At 56.9% G+C, this 17,958-nt stretch carries 17 protein-coding genes and 1 pseudogene; 9 read left to right on the forward strand and 9 right to left on the reverse strand.

Annotation, left to right across the window (positions count from 1 at the left end; genetic code table 11):
• The 4 genes and pseudogenes from DD606_RS09785 to hutI all read right to left on the reverse strand — a co-directional run.
• Window positions 1-549: pseudogene (locus tag DD606_RS09785) on the reverse strand (urocanate hydratase); the annotation flags it as partial.
• Between the two features lie 127 nt (window positions 550-676).
• Window positions 677-1,411, reverse strand: coding sequence for a histidine utilization repressor (locus DD606_RS09790; RefSeq protein WP_003858534.1), 735 nt, complete (start codon window positions 1,409-1,411; stop codon window positions 677-679).
• A 19-nt stretch (window positions 1,412-1,430) separates the two neighbouring features.
• Window positions 1,431-2,369, reverse strand: a complete 939-nt coding sequence (hutG, locus tag DD606_RS09795) for a formimidoylglutamase (RefSeq protein ID WP_003858535.1) — start codon at window positions 2,367-2,369, stop codon at window positions 1,431-1,433.
• Window positions 2,366-3,589 carry an imidazolonepropionase gene (gene hutI, locus DD606_RS09800; RefSeq protein ID WP_003858536.1) on the reverse strand — a complete coding sequence of 408 codons (1,224 nt, stop codon included), beginning with the start codon at window positions 3,587-3,589 and terminating at the stop codon, window positions 2,366-2,368. The genes hutG and hutI overlap by 4 nt, the downstream gene beginning before the upstream one ends.
• 223 nt (window positions 3,590-3,812) lie before the next feature.
• Between hutI and DD606_RS09805 the strand changes: the two genes are divergently transcribed.
• On the forward strand, window positions 3,813-5,096 hold the full coding sequence (locus DD606_RS09805) for a putative acyl-CoA thioester hydrolase (protein ID WP_003858537.1): 1,284 nt from the start codon (window positions 3,813-3,815) through the stop codon (window positions 5,094-5,096).
• Between the two features lie 103 nt (window positions 5,097-5,199).
• Here DD606_RS09805 and pgl read toward each other — a convergent pair whose 3' ends face one another.
• On the reverse strand, window positions 5,200-6,195 hold the full coding sequence (gene pgl / locus DD606_RS09810; protein WP_129258560.1) for a 6-phosphogluconolactonase: 996 nt from the start codon (window positions 6,193-6,195) through the stop codon (window positions 5,200-5,202).
• 119 nt (window positions 6,196-6,314) lie between these two features.
• Between pgl and DD606_RS09815 the strand changes: the two genes are divergently transcribed.
• On the forward strand, window positions 6,315-7,133 hold the full coding sequence (locus tag DD606_RS09815; protein ID WP_023324340.1) for a pyridoxal phosphatase: 819 nt from the start codon (window positions 6,315-6,317) through the stop codon (window positions 7,131-7,133).
• Here DD606_RS09815 and modC read toward each other — a convergent pair whose 3' ends face one another.
• The 4 genes from modC to DD606_RS09835 all read right to left on the reverse strand — a co-directional run bounded on the left by modC (window position 7,134) and on the right by DD606_RS09835 (window position 9,988).
• The gene (modC, locus tag DD606_RS09820; protein ID WP_003858541.1) at window positions 7,134-8,192 is read right to left on the reverse strand and encodes a molybdenum ABC transporter ATP-binding protein ModC; all 1,059 of its coding nucleotides are present in this window, start codon (window positions 8,190-8,192) and stop codon (window positions 7,134-7,136) included.
• Window positions 8,192-8,884, reverse strand: a complete 693-nt coding sequence (modB, locus tag DD606_RS09825; protein ID WP_003858545.1) for a molybdate ABC transporter permease subunit — start codon at window positions 8,882-8,884, stop codon at window positions 8,192-8,194. The genes modC and modB overlap by 1 nt, the downstream gene beginning before the upstream one ends.
• Window positions 8,881-9,657 (reverse strand): molybdate ABC transporter substrate-binding protein, encoded by a 777-nt coding sequence (gene modA, locus DD606_RS09830; protein WP_022650631.1) that lies wholly within the window; start codon window positions 9,655-9,657, stop codon window positions 8,881-8,883. Before modA ends, modB begins: the two co-directional genes overlap by 4 nt.
• A 178-nt stretch (window positions 9,658-9,835) precedes the next feature.
• On the reverse strand, window positions 9,836-9,988 hold the full coding sequence (locus tag DD606_RS09835; protein ID WP_003858549.1) for an AcrZ family multidrug efflux pump-associated protein: 153 nt from the start codon (window positions 9,986-9,988) through the stop codon (window positions 9,836-9,838).
• 127 nt (window positions 9,989-10,115) lie between these two features.
• Here DD606_RS09835 and modE point away from each other — a divergent pair, with 127 nt between their 5' ends.
• The 7 genes from modE (at window position 10,116) to gpmA (ending at window position 17,924) form a co-directional block, all read left to right on the forward strand.
• Window positions 10,116-10,904 (forward strand): molybdenum-dependent transcriptional regulator, encoded by a 789-nt coding sequence (gene modE, locus DD606_RS09840; RefSeq protein WP_022650630.1) that lies wholly within the window; start codon window positions 10,116-10,118, stop codon window positions 10,902-10,904.
• A gap of 67 nt (window positions 10,905-10,971) precedes the next feature.
• A complete protein-coding gene (gene modF / locus DD606_RS09845; RefSeq protein WP_022650629.1) occupies window positions 10,972-12,444 on the forward strand; it encodes a molybdate ABC transporter ATP-binding protein ModF in 1,473 nt (490 codons plus the stop codon).
• A 201-nt stretch (window positions 12,445-12,645) separates the two neighbouring features.
• Complete coding sequence (gene galE, locus DD606_RS09850; protein ID WP_129258562.1) at window positions 12,646-13,662, forward strand: UDP-glucose 4-epimerase GalE; 1,017 nt, start codon at window positions 12,646-12,648, stop codon at window positions 13,660-13,662.
• 9 nt (window positions 13,663-13,671) lie between these two features.
• Entirely contained in the window at window positions 13,672-14,718 is a 1,047-nt protein-coding gene (gene galT, locus DD606_RS09855) for a galactose-1-phosphate uridylyltransferase (RefSeq protein WP_022650627.1), read from the forward strand.
• A gap of 2 nt (window positions 14,719-14,720) precedes the next feature.
• Window positions 14,721-15,869: a galactokinase gene (gene galK / locus DD606_RS09860; RefSeq protein WP_003858559.1), complete on the forward strand. Its 1,149-nt coding sequence runs from the start codon at window positions 14,721-14,723 to the stop codon at window positions 15,867-15,869.
• Window positions 15,863-16,906, forward strand: coding sequence for a galactose-1-epimerase (galM, locus tag DD606_RS09865; RefSeq protein ID WP_129258564.1), 1,044 nt, complete (start codon window positions 15,863-15,865; stop codon window positions 16,904-16,906). Before galK ends, galM begins: the two co-directional genes overlap by 7 nt.
• A gap of 265 nt (window positions 16,907-17,171) precedes the next feature.
• Window positions 17,172-17,924, forward strand: a complete 753-nt coding sequence (gpmA, locus tag DD606_RS09870; RefSeq protein ID WP_003858562.1) for a 2,3-diphosphoglycerate-dependent phosphoglycerate mutase — start codon at window positions 17,172-17,174, stop codon at window positions 17,922-17,924.
• The last annotated feature ends 34 nt before the right edge of the window (window positions 17,925-17,958 follow it).

Here is a 17,958-nt window from a genome sequence, read left to right on the forward strand (position 1 = left end):
CAGCGGCTGCGCGCCGCCCATGCCGCCCAGTCCGGCGGTGAGCACCCAGCGGCCTTTCAGTGAGCCGTTATAGTGCTGACGGCCCGCTTCCACGAAGGTTTCATAGGTGCCCTGCACAATCCCCTGGCTGCCGATGTAGATCCAGCTACCGGCGGTCATCTGGCCGTACATGGCCAGCCCTTTTGCGTCCAGCTCGTTGAAGTGTTCCCACGTCGCCCAGTGCGGCACCAGGTTGGAGTTGGCAATCAGCACGCGGGGCGCATTTTTATGGGTTTTGAATACGCCAACCGGTTTGCCGGATTGCACCAGCAGCGTTTCGTCGTTTTCGAGATTCGTCAAAGACTCGACAATCGCGTCATAGCACGCCCAGTTGCGTGCGGCGCGGCCAATGCCGCCGTAGACCACCAGCTCGTGGGGATTTTCTGCTACCTCAGGATCAAGGTTGTTCATCAACATGCGCAGCGGTGCTTCGGTGAGCCAGCTTTTTGCGGTGAGCGTGGTGCCGCGCGCGGCGCGGACATCCTGCTTGCGGTATTTATCTGACGACATTGTGTGTTCCTCATAAGGGACAGATGATGCATTTAGATATACTTGTATAGACAAGCACACACAAGGTCGGATTTAACAAAAAAGATACAATTTTGCTATATTGCGTTAGCGATCACGTTTATAAAACTTATGACATAAAGTGGCCCTGCAACCGGTAGCGATTTCCCGGGAACAGCAGCTTCGCATGCGACACAATTTGCGAGGACGACCAGGTACGACGGCGGATCAGCAGGCAGGGATCGTGCTCTTTAATACGCAACAGCTCGCATTCCTGCGGCGTGGCGCGCACGGCTTCCACGATATGCTCCCCTTCCGTCAGCGGGGCGACGAGCGAGAGATACGCATGCGGTGTGGTTTGGGTGTAATCCTGATTCAGATAGTCCGGTATCCGCTCCGCGTTGACGCAGCGATCTTCAATCTGGACCGGAATGTCGTTCTCATAGTGCACCATCACCGAATGGAAAATCCGGGTGCCCTCGGTAACGTTCAGCTCGATGGCCTGTTCGGCGCTGGCCTGCGTCTCTTCAAGCACCAGCACCTCGCAGTGGTGCTGATGGTTGCGGGCGGCAATTTCATCGGCAATGCTGCGGATTTCAAACAGCGCCGACTGTCCTTTTGGCTCCGCCACAAATGTCCCGACCCCTTGCAGGCGCACCAGCAACCCTTCATCGGTCAGTTCACGCAGTGCGCGGTTGATGGTCATTCGGCTAAAGCCAAACTGCGCCACCAGCTCGGCCTCGGACGGAATGCGGTCGTGCGGGCGCCAGACGCCGGCGGCGATTTTTTCGCTGATCGCCTGCTTCACCTTTTCGTAAAAAGGCGCGGGAGGACTCGGCTGCGGCAGGGGCGAGCGTGAAAACATCATGACTCCTTGAATGTTGTTATGCCCACCAGTGAGCAATTTGCCAGGCCAGTCGGGCGGCAAGCTTCGCCCCCTGACCGTCCCGATCGTAGTGCGGATTAAATTCCACCAGATCCGCCGCCTGTAGTTTACCGCTTCGGCAGATACGCTCAATCACCGGGAACAGATCCAGCGCCGGGATCCCCAACGCCGCAGGGGCGGACACGGCGGGCATTTCTGCGGCAGGCAGCACATCGAGGTCAACGGTGAGATAAACCCGGTCTGCCTGCGTAAGCACGCTATCCAGCGCGGATAGCGCATCCCGGCGAAAATCGAGATCTTCAACCAGCGTCACGTTCAACCGCTCAGCTTCCTCCCACAGCGCCTGAGTATTCGCCGCACGGCTTACCCCCAGGCAGGCGTAGTGAAACACCCGAGACTGAGACGCGCAGTAGTGCGCCAGCTGGCGGAACGGCGTGCCGGACGTTGCCCGTTCAGCCTTGCGTAAATCGAGGTGCGCATCCAGGTTGATCACCGCAATGCGATCGTTCGGAAAGGCGTCCAGCACGCCACGCCCGTGCGCCCAGGCGGTTTCATGTCCACCGCCGAAAACCAGAGTACGCATCCCGGATTGCTGGCACGCGGTTATGGCCTCGCTCAGCGCCTGCTGTGCCGCCTCCAGCGCGTGGCCTTCAACATAAACAGAACCCATATCCACGAGGCGCGCATGCCCCTGATGGCTCGCCATATTCGCCAGCGCGCCGCGCAACACATCGGGCGCCTGTGCAGCACCGGGCCTGCCCTGGTTACGCTTAACCCCTTCATCACATTCAAAGCCCAGCAGGGCAATGCCTGACGGCACGGGAGAAAAGTGTTCGCGCTGCTGTATGGTCTGGAAGAGACGTTTCGCGGTGCTGGACTCGGCGCTGTCGTCACGCCCCTGCCAGACCTGCGGGGAGACGGGATGCCACAGTTTCATGCTACCTGCCCCCGAAACACGCGTTGATACAAAGGATTCCGCCCCGGCTCGTAAACCATCTCAACCGGATGATTCGCCTCCCAGACGACGAAATCAGCCACATAACCGGGCTTTAACTGCCCGTGCGTCGCAGCACGTCCTAGCGCCTGCGCCGCATGCCGCGTCACGCCAGCCCAGGCCTCTTCCGGCGTGAGGCCAAACTGGACGCAGGCCATGTTCATTGCCAGATGCAGGCTGGCAAACGGACTGGTGCCCGGGTTGTAGTCGGTAGCCACCGCCATCGGCACACCCTGCTCTCTGAGCTGCGCCACCGGTGGACGCTGGCGCTCCTGAAGAAAATAGAACGCGCCGGGGAGCAATACCGCCACCGTGCCGCTTTGCGCCATCGCCTGAATACCTGCATCATCGAGATACTCAATATGATCGGCCGACAGCCCTTTATACTGGCTGACCAGCGCCGCGCCGCCAAGATTCGACAGTTGTTCTACATGCCCTTTTACCGGGATCCCGAGCGCGGCGGCGGCCCGGAACAGGCGCTCGGTTTGCGCCGGGGTAAAGCCGACGTTTTCACAAAACACGTCCACCGCTTCAAATAACTCTTTTTGCCACAGCGTGGGCATGATCTGCTCACAGACCAGCGCCAGATAGGCATCCGGATCCTGTCGGTACTCGGCAGGAACGGCATGCGCGGCCAGCAGCGTCGGGCTGATATCGACCAGATTATTCAGGCTGAGCTGGCGGGCAACCAGCAGCATTTTCTCTTCGGCTTCGGCATTCAGACCGTATCCTGATTTGATTTCAACGGTCGTTACGCCTTCATTCATCAGCCGCTGGAGTCGCTGCTGCGCCACCGTCAGGAGCGTTTCCGGCGAACTGTTGCGGGTGGCCGTGACCGTGGCGTTAATTCCGCCGCCCTGCGCGCTAATGGTCTGATATGACACGCCGTTAAGCCGTTGCTCCCATTCCGCTGCACGATCGCCGCCGAACACCAGGTGGGTGTGGCAATCGATCAGGCCGGGAGTAACCAGACGCCCGTCGAGATCGACACACTGACAATGCCCGGAGGGGATCTCGGATTCAGGAATAATGGCCAGAATCGTCTGGCCGCGCACAACGAGGGCATGTTGTTCTCTCAGGCCGTAGGGTTCCGCCTCGCCTGTCGCCAGGGTTGCCAGTCGCGCATTTCGCCATATAACATCATCGGGATTAAGCTGCTGCATGTGCCTTCCACTTGTCATGGGTTGTATAGACATTTATTTTCATCTGCCGCCTGCTGTCAACCGCATTGGGGGAAAATGTTATTTATTTGTGATGACTTTCCCGTCGCCTGCGGGCAAAAATGCAACTTTTCCGGTTTTTATCTTCCCGTTTCGCTCAACTTAGTATAAAAAAGCAGGCTATTTCGTCTATCCAGATAAGACTTGCATACCCAGGAGCATTACCTTGAATATTTCCAGGATTTCCCGTCTGGCGTTGGCACTCGCCTTTGGCGTGACTTTATCCGCTTGCAGTTCAACACCACCGGATCAGCAACCTTCTGAGCAGGTTGCTCCGGGCACCGCTTCCCGTCCGATCCTGTCAGCGGCTGAAGCGAAGAACTTCACCCGTGCGCACTATTTCTCGGCGATGGATCCCAATGCAGCCCCGTGGACGCCTTCTTCTATTAACCTGCCGAAACAGCCAGACTTCGTTGTCGGCCCGGCCGGGGCGCAGGGCGTTACACACACCTCTATTCAGGCAGCCGTTGATGCCGCAATCACCAAACACAGCGCATCTCGTCAGTACATTGCCATCCTGCCGGGTGAATACGAAGGAACCGTTTATGTTCCGGCGGCACCGGGAAGCATTACACTTTACGGCTTGGGCGAAAAAGCGGTCGACGTAAAAATTGGCCTGGCGATTGATTCAGAGATCGACAGCACCACCTGGCGCCATCTGGTGAACCCGGCCGGTAAATACATGCCAGGTAAACCGGCGTGGTATATGTTTGATAACTGCCAGCGCAAGCGTGCCGCCACCATTGGCGTGATGTGTTCGGCGGTATTCTGGTCACAAAACAATGGCCTGCAATTGCAAAACCTGACCATTCAGAACACCCTGGGCGACAGCGTTGACGCAGGTAATCATCAGGCCGTGGCGCTGCGTAGCGATGGCGACAAGGTACAGATTAACAACGTCAATATCCTGGGCCGCCAGAACACCTTCTTCGTGACCAACAGCGGCGTGCAGAATACCCTTCAGAACAACCGTCTGACGCGTACTCTGGTCACCAACAGCTACATTGAAGGCGACGTGGATATGGTCTCCGGTCGCGGCGCGGTGGTATTTGATAACACCGACTTCCGCGTGGTGAATTCACGTACGCAGCAGGAAGGTTACGTCTTTGCACCGGCCACGCAGTCTAACCTGTTCTATGGCTTCCTGGCCGTGAATAGCCGCTTTACTGCTGCTGGCGATGGCGTGGCGCAGCTTGGTCGCTCTCTGGACGTGGACTCCGCCACTAACGGCCAGGTCGTGATCCGCGACAGCGTGATTAACGAAGGCTTTAACATGGCGAAACCGTGGGCGGATGCGGCGATCTCGAAACGTCCTTTCTCCGGCAACACCGGCACGGTGGATGATAAAGACAACGTGCAGCGTAACCTGAACGACGCTAACTTCAACCGCATGTGGGAATACAACAACCGCGGTCTGGGTAGCAAAGTGGTTGCTGAGCCGAAGCAGTAAAATGCCTGCTGCCGGGTGGCGGCTGCGCCTTACCCGGCCTGCCACATGCATTAACCGCGCATAAAAAAACCTCGCATTTGCGAGGTTTTTTTTCGTCTACGGATCAGTAAGCGTTAATCACAACCCACATCGGCCCTTGTCCGACCGCATAGCGTCCTTTCTCTTCCAGTAGACCCTGCACGCCCTGGATTTCATAGAGCGCAATGTGGTGGGATTTCTGCCCCGCCGCAATCAGGTACTTGCCGCTGTGGTCGACATTAAAGCCGCGCGGCTGGGTTTCAGTTGGCTGGAAGCCTTCAACTGCCAGAACGCTGCCGTCTTCAGAGACGCTGAAGACGGTGATCAGACTGGAGGTACGGTCACAGGCATACAGGTGACGGCCATCCGGCGTGATGTGAATGTCTGCCGCCCAGCGTGTGTCAGAGAAATCAGATGGCATCATGTCCAGCGTCTGTACGCACTCGATCTGCCCGTTAGGATCGTTCAGCTCCCACACGTCTACCGAGCTGTTCAGCTCGTTAACGACATAGGCATACTGCTGATTCGGATGGAAGACCATGTGGCGCGGGCCTGCGCCTTCAACGGTGGTGACTTCCGCCGGGCTCTGCGCGACCAGATGGCCGTCATCGCTCAGGGTAAACAGGCAGATGCGGTCCTGCTTAAGCGCTGGCACCCACAGCGTGCGGTTATCCGGCGAAATGTTGGCTGAGTGGCAACCTTCGAGCCCTTCTACCACGTCGACGGTTTCAACGGGAATACCGTCTTCCAGGCGGGTGACGCTCACGGAGCCTGCATTGTAGGAGCCGCTGAAGATAAAGTTGCCTTTATGGTCAGTGGAAATATGGGTCGGGCTGCCCGGCAGCGGGGCTTCTGCGGTATAGGTCAGCGCGCCGTCATCCGGGGAGATGCGGTATGCCAGTACGCGGAATTCGGGGCGTACGCCGACATAAAGAAAACGTTTATCCGGGCTGACGACCATCGGCTGCACCTGGCCTGGCACATCAACAACCTGAACCAGCGTAAGCGAACCTTCTGTATTCAAACGCCAGACATGGATCTGCTGACTTTCAGGACTGGCGGTATAAACGGTTTGTTTCATGAATACTCCTGATTATTTTTAACGGTGAATGCTGAATTGTAGTCCGGGATTTTGCAGGGTTCCGCTCTCGGTGTACCATCCCGACAGACCTTAAATTCAACATTAACCCGGAAGAAAAAATGACCTCGCGAGTGATTGCCCTGGATTTAGACGGAACACTGCTTACCCCTCAGAAAACCCTGCTCCCCTCTTCTCTTGAGGCCCTCAAACGAGCCCAGGAAGCGGGGTATCAACTTCTCATCGTAACGGGTCGACATCACGTAGCCATTCATCCTTTTTATCAGGCACTGGGCTTAGATACACCTGCAATTTGTTGTAATGGCACCTATTTGTATGATTATCAGGCAAAAAAGGTTTTAGCCTCCGATCCGCTTCCCGTTACGCAGGCGCTGCAATTGATTGATTTACTGGATGAGCACGCCATTCACGGCCTGATGTATGTGGATAACGCCATGGTGTATGAACGCCCTACCGGCCATGTGATCCGCACCAGCAACTGGGCTCTGTCTCTGCCGGAAGCGCAGCGTCCGGTGTTTACTCAGGTTTCCTCCCTGCGCCAGGCGGCGGAAGACGTCGAAGCAATCTGGAAATTTGCCCTGACCGATGAAGACACCGCCAAACTGAATACCTTCGCAAAACTTGTCGAGCATACGCTGGGTCTGGAATGTGAATGGTCCTGGCACGATCAGGTGGATATCGCCCGCAAAGGCAACAGCAAAGGAAGGCGTCTGACCCAGTTCGTTGAATCGCAGGGCGGATCAATGCAGGACGTAATTGCTTTCGGCGATAACTATAACGACATCAGCATGCTGGAAGCGGCCGGAACGGGCGTGGCGATGGGTAATGCCGATGACGCGGTGAAAGCGCGCGCTGACGTGGTGATTGGTGATAACACCACCGACAGCATCGCGCAGTATATCTATACCCACCTGCTGTGATCAGGCGGTTATGGAAACGCTCTTGATTTGCGCGTAAAGCCACAGGCCAGGCTTGATACCCAGCTCATCCCTGGCCCACGGGCTGATGCGCGCCCACAGCGTTCTGCTGCCCACTTCCAGCTGCACTTCCACCTGGCCGTTATCATCAAAACACTGCGCCACTTTTGCGCGCAAAATATTGCGGATACTGGTTTGCAGCGGCGGTTGCAGGACCAATGAGACATCCGACGCCTGAATGCGGATCCGTAACGTGGACTGAATCGGCGTATCGATTTTATTCACCCACAAATGCTGATCGCCCAGCGCCAGCGCGGTCATCGCGTAGTGCGGATGGTGCTCCAGCACGCTCACCTTCAGAATGCTGCTCTGCTGCTCCTTTGGCAGCCATGGATGCATAACGCTGCTGCCCCACACCTCCTCCAGATTGCCGAATGCCTTCACCCTGCCCGCTTCGAGCACCAGCACTTTGTCGGCCAGATGTAAAATCTCATCCAGCGAATGGCTGACGTAGAGCATTGGCACATTGATTTCCCGCGCCAGACGTTGCAGATACGGCAGCAGCTCGCGCTTGCGCGGAATATCCAGCGAGGCCAGCGGCTCATCCAGCAGCAGCAGTTCCGGCGCGGTTAACAGGGCGCGGCCAATCGCCACACGCTGTTTTTCACCACCCGACAGCGACGACGGCAGACGATCCAGCAGCGGTTCGATGCCCAGCAGCGCCACCAGCTTATTGAACTGTCCGGCCATGCTTTTTGCCATGCCGTAACGCAGGTTCCCGCGAACGCTGTAGTGCGGAAACAGGCGCGCATCCTGAAACACATAGCCGATACGGCGTTTGTCCGGTGACAGGCAGACCTTCTTCTCCGCGTCATTCAAGACGCGGTTATTTAGCACAATACGGCCAGACTGGGGACGCGTCAGGCCGCTAATCGCATTAATCAGCGACGTTTTCCCCGCCCCGGACACGCCAAAAATGGCGGTGATACCGCTGGCAGGCAGCGTTTCGTTCAACGTCAGGGTGTGACTGCCCAGGGTTTGCGTAAAGTTGAGTTCCAGCATCACGATTTCCCCATCCGTTCACGGCTGAGGCGCGCCAGCCACTCAGACACCAGCAGCGAGACCAGAGCGAGCACAATCGAAATAATACACAGCCGGGCCGCCGCACCTTCGCCGCCCGGGGTCTGAATCAGGGTATACATGGCCGACGGGATGGTCCGCGTCTCGCCGGGAATGTTCGACACAAAGGTAATGGTCGCGCCAAACTCACCCAACGAGCGGGCGAAGGCTAACACCGTACCGACGATAATGCCCGGTAACGTAAGCGGAAGCGTAATGGTCAGGAATACCCGCCAGCGGCCTGCGCCCAGCGTGCGGGCGGCCTGTTCTAACCGGATATCCACCCCTTCCAGCGCCAGGCGGATAGCGCGCACCATCAGCGGGAAGGACATTACTGCCGCGGCCAGAACCGCGCCGCGCCAGCTGAAAGCAAAGGTCAGTCCGAACCAGTCGTACAGCCATTCGCCGATAAAACCGCGTCGCCCCATGGAGATCAGCAGCAGATAGCCGACCACCACAGGCGGTAAGACAAGCGGAAGATGGAGAACACTGTCGAGCAGGGCTTTGCCTGGAAACTTCACGCGAACCAGTAACCAGGCAAAGAACACCCCAAAGGGCAAACTCAGCGCAACCGCCAGGGAAGAGACTTTCAGGCTCAGCAGCACGGCCTGCCATTCAGGTTCGGTCAATATCATTCGTGAGTCGTAAATCCGTAACGTTTAAAGATAGCGGACGCTTCAGGCCCCTTCAGGTAGTCAACGAAGGCCGTCACGCTCGCATTTTTATGTCCATCAACTATCGCAACAGGATATTCCACTTTCTTATGCGAGTCTTCCGGGAAGGTGCCCACCACCTTCACACCTTTACTGGCGACGGCATCGGAGCCGTAAACGATCCCGAGTGGCGCTTCGTTACGCTCCACCAGCGCCAGCGCGCCACGCACATCTTCTGCGGGAGCCAGCTTCGGCGATAAGGTTTCCCATGCGCCAAGTTTTTGCAGCGCTTCTTTCGCATAAATCCCGGCAGGAACATGCTCCGGATCGCCCACCGCCAGACGACCACCGTTGAGCAGACGGGTCCAGTCCGTCTGTTTGTTGATGGCGATGTCGCCCTGCTTGCTGTTTGCGGGTGCAACCACCACAAGGCTATTTCCCAGCAGCGTTTCGCGGGTAGCCGTATCAACAGATTTTTTCTCCACCGCGTAATCCATCCATTTCTGATCGGCAGAGATGAACAGATCCGCGGGCGCCCCCGCTTCAATCTGGCGGGCCAGCGTGGACGAGGAGGCAAACGACGAGACCACCTCGACGTTTTTCTCTTTTTTGTATACCGCAGCAATATCCTGCATCGCGTTAGTCAGCGACGCCGCCGCAAAGACCGTGATTTTTCCTTCATCCGCCAGCGCGTGGCCGGTGAGTGAGAGAGTCAGCGTTGCCCCTGCGAAAAGGCGTACCCATGAACGTGCCATTTGAAGCTCCTGTGCGTATCGTTATATACAAACAAATATAACGATATATCGCAGGCGTTCCTAGCGCTAAATCGTACCCATTAATGCGTAAACTCAAGGAACGTTGTAAAAGATATCGGCGGGAGAGGAATAAACTTGAGAGCAAAACGCCCGGGCTGGCCGGGCGTTTTGGAGGAAATCATTGCTGCTTTTTAGGCTGGTCACGACGATGACCAATGTTCGAAAAGACGTTGAACACTTCACCCAGGCCGTAGATGGCACCGAGGATGATAGCCATCACTACTGGCACCATGATTACCGCGAATACCAGACTTTTCAACAACTCTAACATGGTTTTCTCCAGATCTTGTGAACGGCTTATTCTACCCTGAAAAGTAAGAAAAACATCCCCTTTTGTGCGGTGCGCTTTCCGCCCCCGGGCATTTGGGTCACAATAGCCTTTTTGCCGGGACACTGTTATGCAGGCCGAAATTCTCCTCACCCTACGACTTCAGCAGAAGCTTTTCGCCGATCCGCGACGTATCGCCCTGTTAAAACAAATAGAACAAACTGGCTCGATTAGCCAGGGAGCAAAAAACGCCGGCATCAGCTATAAAAGCGCCTGGGATGCGATTAACGACATGAACACCCTGAGTGAACACACGCTGGTTGAGCGCGCCACCGGCGGGAAAGGCGGCGGCGGCGCCGTGTTGACGCGTTACGGGCAACGTCTGATCCAGCTCTACGATTTACTGGCGCAGATCCAGCAAAAAGCATTTGATGTGCTGAGCGATGACGACAACCTGCCGCTGGACAGCCTGCTGGGCGCCATCTCCCGTTTCTCTTTGCAGACAAGCGCCCGTAACCAGTGGTTTGGTACGGTGACGGGGCGCGATCATTCGCAGGTGCAGGAGCATATTGAGATCCTGCTCGCGGACGGCACGACGCGCCTGAAAGCCGCCATCACCGCGCAAAGTGGTCAACGCCTTGGGCTGAACGAAGGTCAGGAGGTGCTGGTATTACTCAAAGCCCCCTGGATCAGCATCACGCTTAACCCTGAGCAGGCCGCAGAGGCCGACAACCAGCTGCGGGGACGCATCAGCCACATCGAGCGCGGCGCAGAACAGTGTGAAGTGCTGATGACCCTGCCGGATGGACAGTCGCTCTGCGCCACCGTTCCGGTGAACGACGCGACCGAATTAGACGAAGGTGCTGTGGTGACCGCATATTTCAATGCAGACAGGGTAATTATCGCCACATTGTGCTAAGCGCATTGACAACCCTGCTTACACTGAGTATCCCTGACATCTGTTGCTGCAAAAAATGGGATAACACATGTCATCATTGCATATTTCGCAAGGCACGTTTCGTCTTAGCGATACCCGTACCTTATCGCTGCCAGAGTTAACCCTTCGCGCCGGAGAAAGCTGGGCGTTTGTGGGCTCTAATGGCAGCGGAAAATCCGCGCTGGCCCGCGCTTTGGCTGGCGAAATAACCCAACTGAAGGGTGAACGTCGGTGCACCTTTACCCGGCTGACGCGCCTTTCCTTCGAACAGCTGCAAAAGCTGGTCAGCGATGAGTGGCAGCGTAACAATACCGATTTGCTCAGCCCCGGCGAAGAAGATACCGGCCGCACGACGGCGGAAATTATCCAGGATGAGATAAAAGATCCTGCCCGCTGTCAGCAGCTGGCGGAGCAATTTGGCATTACCGCCCTGCTTAACCGCCGTTTCAAATATCTTTCTACCGGCGAGACGCGCAAAACGCTGCTGTGTCAGGCGCTGATGAGCGAGCCGGAACTCTTGATCCTGGATGAACCGTTTGACGGACTGGATGTACAGTCCCGCGCGCAGCTGGCAGCGTTGCTGGCGTCGCTTAACCAGCAGGGATACACCCTTGTACTGGTCCTGAACCGCTTTGATGAGATCCCGGATTTCGTACATTATGCAGGCGTGCTGGCGGACTGTAGCCTGACCGAAACCGGCGAGAAAGCCGTACTGCTTCGGCAGGCGCTGATTGCGCAGCTGGCCCACAGCGAGAAACTGGACGGTATTGCCCTGCCGGAGCCGGATGCGCCTTCGGCGCGCCACGGGCTGGATCCTGACCAGCCGCGCATTGTGCTGCGCGATGGGGTGGTTGCTTACGACGATCGCCCTATTCTTAATCACCTCAGCTGGACGGTTAATCCTGGTGAGCACTGGCAGATCGTCGGCCCCAACGGGGCGGGTAAATCCACGCTGCTGAGCCTGATCACCGGGGATCACCCGCAGGGATACAGCAACGATCTCACCCTGTTCGGCCGTCGCCGCGGCAGCGGGGAAACCATCTGGGATATCAAAAAGCACATCGGCTATGTCAGCAGCAGCCTGCATCTGGACTACCGGGTGAGCACCACGGTGCGAAACGTGATCCTCTCTGGCTTCTTCGACTCCATTGGTATTTATCAGGCGGTATCCGACAAGCAGCACAAGCTGGCGCAGCAGTGGCTGGATATTCTGGGTATGGATAACCGGGTCGCCGATGCACCCTTCCACAGCCTGTCGTGGGGGCAGCAGCGGCTGGCATTGATCGTCCGCGCGCTGGTCAAGCACCCTACGCTGCTGATTCTGGATGAACCGTTGCAGGGGCTGGATCCGCTCAACCGTCAGCTGATCCGCCGCTTTGTGGATGTCCTGATTAGCGAAGGTGAAACCCAGCTGCTGTTTGTGTCCCACCATGCTGAAGATGCCCCGTCCTGCATCACCCATCGGCTGGAATTTGTGCCTGACGGCGAGCAATACCGCTACCTGCTGAGCAAAATCGATTAACGCTCGGAGGGCGCTGCCCTCCGCTTTTCAGACAACCTGCAACAATACATCTCTATCTCTTTGATCTACAATGCACTCAGTCTGAGAAAAAGCGCGTGTGAAAACCAGTGTAAACGATACCACTATTTTATCCCATGTCACACTTTTCGCGTCTCTGATATGCTATGGTTAATTCATACCATAAGCCTAATGGAGCGAAATATGCGAGTTCTGGTAACAGGTGGTAGCGGTTACATAGGAAGTCATACCTGTGTGCAACTGCTGCAAAGCGGCCACGATGTTGTCATTCTTGATAACCTGTGCAACAGTAAGCGCAGCGTGCTGCCGGTCATTGAACGCCTTTCGGGTAAACAGCCGACTTTCGTGGAAGGCGATACCCGCAATGAAGCATTGATGACTGAAATCCTTCACGATCACGCGATTGAAACCGTTATCCACTTCGCGGGCCTGAAAGCGGTTGGCGAATCGGTGGCAAAACCGCTTGAGTACTATGACAACAACGTCAACGGTACCCTGCGTCTGATCTCCGCCATGCGTGCGGCCAACGTTAAAAACTTTATCTTCAGCTCTTCCGCAACCGTCTACGGCGATCAGCCAAAAATTCCTTACGTTGAAAGCTTCCCGACCGGTACGCCGCAAAGCCCGTATGGCAAAAGCAAGCTGATGGTAGAGCAGATCCTGACCGACCTGCAAAAAGCCCAGCCTGAGTGGAGCATCGCGTTGCTGCGCTACTTCAACCCGGTCGGCGCGCATCCTTCAGGTGATATGGGCGAAGATCCGCAGGGCATTCCTAACAACCTGATGCCGTATATCGCGCAGGTTGCCGTAGGGCGTCGCGATTCCCTGGCGATTTTTGGTAACGATTATCCCACCGAAGATGGCACCGGCGTGCGCGATTACATTCACGTCATGGATCTGGCCGACGGCCACGTGGCGGCGATGCAGCAACTGGCGGACAAACCGGGCGTGCATATTTACAACCTCGGCGCCGGGATTGGCAGCAGCGTGCTGGATGTGGTGAATGCTTTCAGTAAAGCCTGCGGCAAGCCGGTGAAGTATCACTTCGCTCCCCGCCGTGATGGCGACCTCCCGGCTTACTGGGCCGATGCCACCAAAGCGGATAAAGAGCTCAACTGGCGTGTCACCCGCACGCTCGATGAAATGGCACAGGATACCTGGCACTGGCAATCACGCCATCCGCAGGGCTATCCGGACTAAGGATTTGTCATGACGCAATTCAATCCCGTCGATCACCCGCATCGTCGTTTTAACCCGCTCAGCGGGCAATGGATTTTAGTTTCACCGCATCGCGCCAAGCGCCCCTGGCAGGGGGCGCAAGAGACGCCTGCCAAACAGACGCTGCCGCAGCATGATCCGGACTGTTTCCTCTGCCCGGGCAATACCCGCGTGACGGGCGATAAAAACCCGGACTACAAAGGCACCTTCGTGTTTACTAACGACTTTGCCGCGCTGATGACCGATACGCCGGACGCGCCGGAAAGCCATGACCCGCTGATGCGCTGCGAAAGCGCCCGCGGCACCAGCCGCGTGATCTGCTTCTCGCCCGATCACAGCAAAACGTTGCCGGAGCTGAGCGTGGATGCCCTGAAAGAGGTGGTCAGCACCTGGCAGGTGCAAACCGCGGAGCTGGGCCAGAGCTATCCGTGGGTGCAGGTGTTTGAAAATAAAGGCGCGGCGATGGGCTGCTCCAACCCACATCCGCACGGTCAGATCTGGGCGAACAGCTTCCTGCCGAACGAAGCCGAGCGTGAGGACCGACTGCAAAAAGCGTATTTCACCCAGAACGGTTCGCCTATGCTGGTGGATTACACCCAGCGTGAGCTGGCGGATGGCAGCCGTACCGTGGTGGAAACCGAACACTGGCTTGCGGTAGTCCCTTACTGGGCGGCGTGGCCATTTGAGACGCTGCTGCTGCCGAAAGCCCATGTTCAGCGCATTACCGAACTCAGCGACGCCCAGCGTGACGACCTGGCGCTGGCGCTGAAAAAACTGACCAGCCGCTACGACAACCTCTTTCAGTGCTCCTTCCCCTACTCCATGGGCTGGCACGGCGCGCCGTTTAACGGCGAAGAGAATCAACACTGGCAGTTACATGCACACTTCTACCCGCCGCTGCTGCGCTCAGCAACGGTACGTAAATTCATGGTGGGCTATGAAATGCTGGCGGAAACCCAGCGCGACCTGACGGCGGAACAGGCGGCAGAACGTCTGCGTGCCGTTAGCGACGTCCATTACCGCGAATCAGGAGTCTAAAAATGAGTCTGAAAGATAAAACACAATCCCTGTTTGCTGAAAAATTTGGCTACCCTGCCACCCATGTTATCCAGGCGCCAGGCCGCGTTAATCTGATCGGCGAGCACACCGACTATAACGACGGTTTTGTCCTGCCGTGTGCCATCGACTACCAGACGGTGATCAGCTGTGCGAAACGCGACGATCGTCATGTGCGAGTAATCGCCGCGGATTACGGCAACGAAATTGACGAATTTTCCCTCGATGCGCCGATCGTGACCCACGACAGCCAGCAGTGGTCGAACTATGTTCGCGGCGTGGTGAAGCACCTGCAAAAGCGTAACAAGAATTTCGGCGGGGCCGATCTGGTGATCAGCGGCAACGTGCCGCAGGGGGCGGGATTAAGCTCTTCCGCATCTCTGGAAGTGGCGGTCGGCACCGTGTTCCAGCAGCTTTATCATCTGCCGCTGGACGGGGCGCAGATCGCCCTGAACGGTCAGGAAGCGGAAAACCAGTTCGTGGGCTGCAACTGCGGCATTATGGATCAGCTGATTTCCGCGCTGGGCAAGAAAGAACACGCTTTGCTGATTGACTGTCGCTCCCTCGGGACCAAAGCGGTTCCGCTGCCTAAAGGTGCGGCTGTGGTGATCATCAACAGCAACTTCAAACGCACCCTGGTGGGCAGCGAGTACAACACCCGTCGCGAACAGTGCGAAACCGGCGCGCGCTTCTTCCAGCAGCCAGCCCTGCGTGATGTCTCACTTGATGAATTTAACAAGGTCGCCCACGAGCTGGACCCGGTTGTCACGAAGCGCGTGCGCCATATACTGACCGAAAATGCCCGTACCGTAGAAGCCGCCTCCGCGCTGGCGAAAGGTGACCTGAAACGGATGGGCGAGCTGATGGCCGAATCGCATGCCTCCATGCGTGACGATTTCGAAATCACCGTGCCGCAAATCGACACCCTGGTTGAAATTGTGAAAGCCACGATTGGCGACAAAGGCGGCGTGCGTATGACCGGCGGCGGATTTGGCGGGTGCGTCGTCGCCCTCGTGCCGGAAGAGCTGGTCCCTGCCGTCCAGGACGCCGTGGCTAAGCAGTACGAAGCCAAAACGGGCATCAAAGAAACTTTCTACGTCTGTAAAGCATCACAAGGAGCCGGACAGTGCTAAACGAAATACCTACACTCGCACCGGATGGTCTGCCGTATCGCCTGTTAACCCTGCGCAACAGCGCCGGGATGGTGGTTACGCTGATGGACTGGGGCGCAACGTTACTTTCTGCCCGCGTACCGATGCCTGACGGCAGCGTGCGCGAAACCCTGCTCGGCTGCGCATCGCCGGAGCAGTATATCGAGCAGGCCGCTTTTCTGGGCGCATCCATAGGCCGCTACGCTAACCGCATCGCCAGAAGCCGGTTTACGCTGGACGGCGTAACGTATTCCCTGCTTGCCAGCCAGGGCGAAAATCAGCTGCACGGCGGCCCGGAAGGGTTTGATAAACGTCGCTGGAAGATTGTGCAGCAAAATGACGCTGAGGTCTGGTTCTCTCTGGACTCCCTCGATGGAGACCAGGGTTTCCCGGGCAATCTCACCGCAACGGCGCGCTTCACCCTGACCGAAGATAATCGCATCGCCATTGAGTACCGCGCGACCGTCGATAAGCCGTGCCCGGTCAACCTGACTAACCACGCCTATTTCAACCTTGACGGTAATCAGACCGATGTCCGCAGCCACAAACTCCAGATCCTGTCGGACGAGTATCTGCCGGTCGATGAGATGGGTATCCCTTATCAGGGGCTGAAACCGGTAAGCGGTAATAGCTTTGATTTTCGTCAGCCGAAAACCATCGCCCAGGATTTCCTGAGTGATGACGATCAGCGCAAGGTGAAAGGCTACGACCACGCGTTCCTGTTGCAGGCGAAAGGCGATCTTTCTCAACCTGCCGCACAGGTCTGGTCTGCTGATGAGAAGTTACAGATGACGGTCTACACCACCGCCCCCGCCCTACAGTTCTATTCCGGTAACTATCTGGAGGGTACCACGGCGCGCGAACATGACGCCTACGGCGCCTGGCAAGGCCTGGCGCTGGAGAGCGAGTTCCTGCCAGACAGTCCTAACCATCCTGAATGGCCGCAGCCGGACTGCGTGCTACGTCCGGGTGAAGAGTACGTAAGCGTCACCGAGTATCATTTCATTCCGCGCGCTTAATGTCCGGCGGCGCACGGGCCTACAAATGTAGGCCTGATAAGCGAAGCGCCATCCGGCAAAAAAGCCTGGCCCTCACCGCGAGGGCTTTTTTATCTCCGCCTTGCTGAAAATAGCGGCGATCGCAGACAAAATCATAACCCTGGATTCACATGCATCTTACACTCTCGAACTATTTTCGCTATGGTTAGGGTTAAGCGTTGCTGCTGGCACAGTCACGGCAATATAATGAGAATTGTTATCATTCAAAATGCTTGAGGAGTAAGAAATGGCTAATACTAAGCTTGTCCTGGTGCGCCACGGCGAAAGCCAGTGGAACAACGAAAACCGCTTCACCGGTTGGTATGACGTTGATCTGTCCGAGAAAGGCGTGAGCGAAGCAAAAGCGGCAGGTAAACTGCTGAAAGAAGAAGGCTTCACCTTTGACTTTGCTTACACCTCTGTGCTGAAACGTGCCATCCATACCCTGTGGAACATTCTGGACGAGCTGGATCAGGCCTGGCTGCCGGTTGAGAAATCCTGGAAACTGAACGAGCGTCACTACGGTGCGCTGCAAGGTCTGAACAAAGCGGAAACCGCAGAAAAATACGGTGACGAGCAGGTTAAGCAGTGGCGTCGTGGTTTTGCGGTTACGCCTCCAGAGCTGAGCAAAGATGACGAGCGCTACCCGGGCCACGATCCGCGTTACGCGAAGCTGACTGAGGCTGAACTGCCGCAGACCGAAAGCCTGGCGCTGACCATCGACCGCGTTGTGCCTTACTGGAACGAAACCATTCTGCCACGCCTGAAAAGCGGCGAGCGCGTCATTATCGCTGCTCACGGTAACTCCCTGCGTGCGCTGGTGAAATACCTGGACAACATGGGTGAAGATGAAATCCTCGAGCTGAACATCCCTACCGGCGTGCCGCTGGTGTACGAGTTCGACGAAAACTTCAAGCCAGTTAAACATTACTACCTGGGTAACGCCGACGAAATCGCTGCAAAAGCGGCAGCCGTGGCGAACCAGGGTAAAGCGAAGTAATATTTGCCGGACATAAAAAAAGCGTGGAGAAATC

The organism is Enterobacter cloacae complex sp. GF14B, assembly GCF_004136805.1.
GTDB classification, from domain to species: Bacteria; Pseudomonadota; Gammaproteobacteria; order Enterobacterales; family Enterobacteriaceae; genus Enterobacter; species Enterobacter hormaechei_C.

What these genes read in the sequence shown, in the direction of transcription:
- DD606_RS09790 (WP_003858534.1), bottom strand. Translation starts at nt 1,411, where the DNA reads ATGTTTTCACGCTCGCCCCTGCCGCAGCCGAGTCCTCCCGCGCCTTTT.
- hutG (WP_003858535.1), bottom strand. Translation starts at nt 2,369, where the DNA reads ATGAAACTGTGGCATCCCGTCTCCCCGCAGGTCTGGCAGGGGCGTGAC.
- hutI (WP_003858536.1), bottom strand. Translation starts at nt 3,589, where the DNA reads ATGCAGCAGCTTAATCCCGATGATGTTATATGGCGAAATGCGCGACTG.
- pgl (WP_129258560.1), bottom strand. Translation starts at nt 6,195, where the DNA reads ATGAAACAAACCGTTTATACCGCCAGTCCTGAAAGTCAGCAGATCCAT.
- DD606_RS09815 (WP_023324340.1), top strand. Translation starts at nt 6,315, where the DNA reads ATGACCTCGCGAGTGATTGCCCTGGATTTAGACGGAACACTGCTTACC.
- modC (WP_003858541.1), bottom strand. Translation starts at nt 8,192, where the DNA reads ATGCTGGAACTCAACTTTACGCAAACCCTGGGCAGTCACACCCTGACG.
- modB (WP_003858545.1), bottom strand. Translation starts at nt 8,884, where the DNA reads ATGATATTGACCGAACCTGAATGGCAGGCCGTGCTGCTGAGCCTGAAA.
- modA (WP_022650631.1), bottom strand. Translation starts at nt 9,657, where the DNA reads ATGGCACGTTCATGGGTACGCCTTTTCGCAGGGGCAACGCTGACTCTC.
- DD606_RS09835 (WP_003858549.1), bottom strand. Translation starts at nt 9,988, where the DNA reads ATGTTAGAGTTGTTGAAAAGTCTGGTATTCGCGGTAATCATGGTGCCA.
- modE (WP_022650630.1), top strand. Translation starts at nt 10,116, where the DNA reads ATGCAGGCCGAAATTCTCCTCACCCTACGACTTCAGCAGAAGCTTTTC.
- modF (WP_022650629.1), top strand. Translation starts at nt 10,972, where the DNA reads ATGTCATCATTGCATATTTCGCAAGGCACGTTTCGTCTTAGCGATACC.
- galE (WP_129258562.1), top strand. Translation starts at nt 12,646, where the DNA reads ATGCGAGTTCTGGTAACAGGTGGTAGCGGTTACATAGGAAGTCATACC.
- galT (WP_022650627.1), top strand. Translation starts at nt 13,672, where the DNA reads ATGACGCAATTCAATCCCGTCGATCACCCGCATCGTCGTTTTAACCCG.
- galK (WP_003858559.1), top strand. Translation starts at nt 14,721, where the DNA reads ATGAGTCTGAAAGATAAAACACAATCCCTGTTTGCTGAAAAATTTGGC.
- gpmA (WP_003858562.1), top strand. Translation starts at nt 17,172, where the DNA reads ATGGCTAATACTAAGCTTGTCCTGGTGCGCCACGGCGAAAGCCAGTGG.